Origin of the sequence: Roseiarcus sp. (assembly GCF_052145395.1) — a bacterium.
GTDB lineage: Bacteria > Pseudomonadota > Alphaproteobacteria > Rhizobiales > Beijerinckiaceae > Roseiarcus.
In genome coordinates this window covers 1-3238 of sequence record NZ_JBKQOT010000246.1, presented here as the reverse complement: position 1 = coordinate 3238, position 3238 = coordinate 1, and the positions used below count along the sequence as shown (strand labels likewise).

General features: G+C 65.7%; 3 protein-coding genes. 1 reads left to right on the top strand and 2 read right to left on the bottom strand.

From position 1 onward, the window contains the following. Positions 1–90 precede the first annotated feature (90 nt). Positions 91–1872 (bottom strand): tetratricopeptide repeat protein, encoded by a 1782-nt coding sequence (locus tag ACLP25_RS08445; RefSeq protein ID WP_442468765.1) that lies wholly within the window; start codon positions 1870–1872, stop codon positions 91–93. A gap of 269 nt (positions 1873–2141) precedes the next feature. Here ACLP25_RS08445 and ACLP25_RS08440 point away from each other — a divergent pair, with 269 nt between their 5' ends. After that, positions 2142–2915 carry a bestrophin-like domain gene (locus tag ACLP25_RS08440; RefSeq protein WP_442468764.1) on the top strand — a complete coding sequence of 258 codons (774 nt, stop codon included), beginning with the start codon at positions 2142–2144 and terminating at the stop codon, positions 2913–2915. Positions 2916–2920: 5 nt separating this feature from the next. On the opposite strand, the gene ACLP25_RS08435 is transcribed toward ACLP25_RS08440, so the two are convergent. Then, a partial coding sequence (locus ACLP25_RS08435) for a translocation/assembly module TamB domain-containing protein (protein ID WP_442468763.1) occupies positions 2921–3238 on the bottom strand: 318 nt, incomplete at its 5' end.

Below are 3238 nucleotides of genomic sequence, written 5' to 3'. Positions count from 1 at the left end.
CCCACACCGTCCCCGCCTCGTCCGCGCCCATGAGGCGCGAGTAGCCGACGATGTCGGCGGCGACGATCGCGGCGAGGCGGCGGGTCGCGGTCATGCCTCGGGCGCTCCGGCCTTGCGCAGGCGGTCGAAATAGAGCTCAGCCTGGGCCAGATACGTCGGGTCGTCGGTCATCGACGTCACGTTGGCGTGGTGGCGGGAGATGGTGTAGGAGGGGTTGAGCGCGAGCCCCGCCTTGACCGCGGAACGCGCCTCGTCCAGTCGACCAAGCCGGGCGAGCGCGGTGCCCAAATTAAAATATGGAAACGGATAATTTCGGTTGCCCTCGATCGCCCGTCGAGACCACGCGACCGCTTGCTCGTGAAGGTCGAGGAGGTTCTTCGCAAGAGCTGCGATGTTCATCCAGAGGTAAGCCAACGTATCGCGCGGACTGAGGCGCAGGGCCTCGGCGACGTGAGCCTCCGTTTCTTTGGCCCGACCGATATAAATCTTGCCAAAGCCTACAAGGGAATGGGCGTGGGCAAGATTTCGATCCAGCGCCAACGCGTGTTCACATTCGGCGATGCCTTGCACGGCGCGCTTGGTGTAGATGTGGACGAACCCCAGCGTCATATGGCCGCGCGGATGGTCTGGAACCGACGACATGGCTTGGGTCAACTTTGCTTCGGCTGAAGTGAAGGCCGCCACCGGATCGGTCACATAGAAGAGTGCGCCCGCAAGCGCGTCCGCTGCCGCCGATCCAATGAGCGCGTCGACATTGTCGGGATCGGCGATGAGCGCGCGATCGTAAAAGCGTCGCGCGTGCGCCAAGTTGTCGGGGGTCGCGCCCTTGTTGAGCCAAGCTAAACCTTGAAAATAGAGGTCCATCGAGTCGGGGTTTGGAGCCTTTTCCGCGCGATGCGCCTCGGCGGCGACGAGTTGAGCGTTCAGCGCGCCTGCCAGGCGCGCGACGATTTCATCCTGCATGTCGAAGAGGTCGGCCAGGGGCTTATCGAACCGCTCCGCCCAGAGATGATTGCCCGTCTCGGCGTCGATGAGCTGCACGTTGACGCGCATGCGGTTTCCGCCGCGCTGGACGCTGCCCTCGAGGACATAGCGGACGTTGAGCTCGCGGCCGATCTGCTTCAGATCGACGTGCTTGCCCTTGTAGGTGAAAGCGGTGTTGCGCGCGATCACGAACGAGCCTCGAATGCGCGAAAGATCGGTCGTCAGGCTCTCCGTGACCCCGTCGACGAAATGCTCCTGCTCCGGGTCGGCGCCGATATTGGCGAACGGCAAAACGACCATCGAGAGGCGCGGCGGAGCGGATTTTTGGGTCGCTGGAGTCGGCGCGGGCTTCGGCTGGGCGGGCTGGCCGACTTCGAGCGAATAGACCCGGATCGGCTCGGAGATGTTCTTGAGTTTGGTTGGGCCGAGATCGCTGACGGCGAGATCGAGCCGCCCCTTCACTTGCCGATAGGCGTCCTCGGAGAGGCAGATCTCGCCCGGCTTGGCGATGCCCTCCAGCCGCGCGGCGATATTGACGCCGTCGCCCATCAGATCGCCGTCGGCCTCCTCGACCACATCGCCGAGATGAACGCCGACCCTGAATTCGATGCGGCGCTCGGGCGGCACGCCGGCGTTGCGCTCGACGAGCCCGGTCTGCACCTCGATGGCGCAGCGAACGGCGTCGACCACGCTGCGGAATTCGATGAGGCTGCCGTCGCCGGTGCGTTTGACGATCCGCCCGTGATGGGCGGCGATGGCGGGGTCGATCAGGTCGCTGCGCAGGCCCCGGAGGCGCGACAGGGTGCGGTCCTCATCCGCGCCGGCGAGCCGGCTGTAGCCGACCACGTCGGCGACCAGGATCGCCGCAATTTTCCGGGTCTCGCTCATGGCGAACCTCCGCCGAGGACCAGATTAGCACGGAGTCCGGGCGAAATGCGCCAAGCTCGATCGGAACGGGGAGAGATGGCAGGCCGAGAATCCGTTCGGCTGACGGTCGTGATCACCGACCTCGACGCGAAGACGCGCGCGGGCGAGGGCTTCGTGGTGCTGAATTCGGCGGGCTGAGTGCGTGTTGGCGCCACACCTGGACCCTCGCGCGCCAGGGCGACAACCGCTATGGTTTCGTCCTGTCGCGCAATCACGCTTCCGGGAACCGCATGCACACGAGCACACGCCGCGTCCTGATCGCGGCTTGCGTCATATTCGTCGGCGCCGTGGTCGGGCATCTTCTGCAGGAACTGCTGCCGCCGCATCACTTGTCCGACGCAAAGAGCGTGATCACCACTGTGCAGGGGCTGGTGACGGCCCTGCTTGCGCTGGTCCTCGGCCTCTTGATCTGGACGGGCTACGGCGTCTACGCCCAACAGAATTCCGAAATGATGACGCTGGCCGGGCAGGTGCTGCAACTCGACGTCTTGCTCGACCGGCTGGGAGCGGACGGGGTGCGGGCCCGCGCCCTTCAGCGCGAACAGCTGATAGCCATGCGCAAGCGCTTTTGGGGGCATGACGGCGGCGCCGGTCCGCCGGTCCCGTATGAGACCGGGCGCGCCGAACTCAGCCGCATGGACGCGTTCTTCGCCGCCACGAAGGCGACGACCGACGAGGACAGGGCGCTGTTCGATCAGGCCAGGGGCCTTGCCGCCTCGATCGTCCTGACCATCCTGCTGATGGGACGCCAATTGCGCAATCCGGTGCCGCACGGGCTCATCAACAGCGTGATCCTGTGGGCGGGCTTGGTCTTCTGTTGCCTCGGCACGACCGCGACCCTCAGCGTTCTCTCGATCGCTGTCGAGTTCGTCGGCGCCCTCTCTGTGGCGAGCGCGATCTTCCTCATTCTGGAGTTCAGCCAGCCCTACGACGGTCATTTCCGCATTCCGCCCGACGGGATCGATCACGTGATCGCTGCGCTGACGCAGCCGCCGGAGGCCTGACGCGCCTATTTGTACTCCCAGTCCGCGCCGACGCCGACGGTCGTCCCGCCCGCCGCGTCGACGCCGGCTTGCAGGCGGATGTGGCGGGTGACGTCGAGATTGACGTTGACCCCGTTGTTCTGCGGCTGCACGCCGGTCGTGACGTCGACGCTGATCCGGTCGTTGATTGTGCGCCCCAGACCGAGCAGGCCGCCGTTCGAGTTCGAGAAAAGACCCAGGTTGCTGAGGCCCAGCGTTTTGCGCACTTGGTCGAGCGCGTCGCCGCGGCCGGACAGGGTCGCGACCGTGTTGGCGAGCTCCAGCGCCTGGAACGCCGACAGGTT

Excerpts from the sequence above, each read along its gene's own strand:
- ACLP25_RS08445 (WP_442468765.1), bottom strand. The coding sequence starts at position 1,872 with ATGAGCGAGACCCGGAAAATTGCGGCGATCCTGGTCGCCGACGTGGTC.
- ACLP25_RS08440 (WP_442468764.1), top strand. The coding sequence starts at position 2,142 with ATGCACACGAGCACACGCCGCGTCCTGATCGCGGCTTGCGTCATATTC.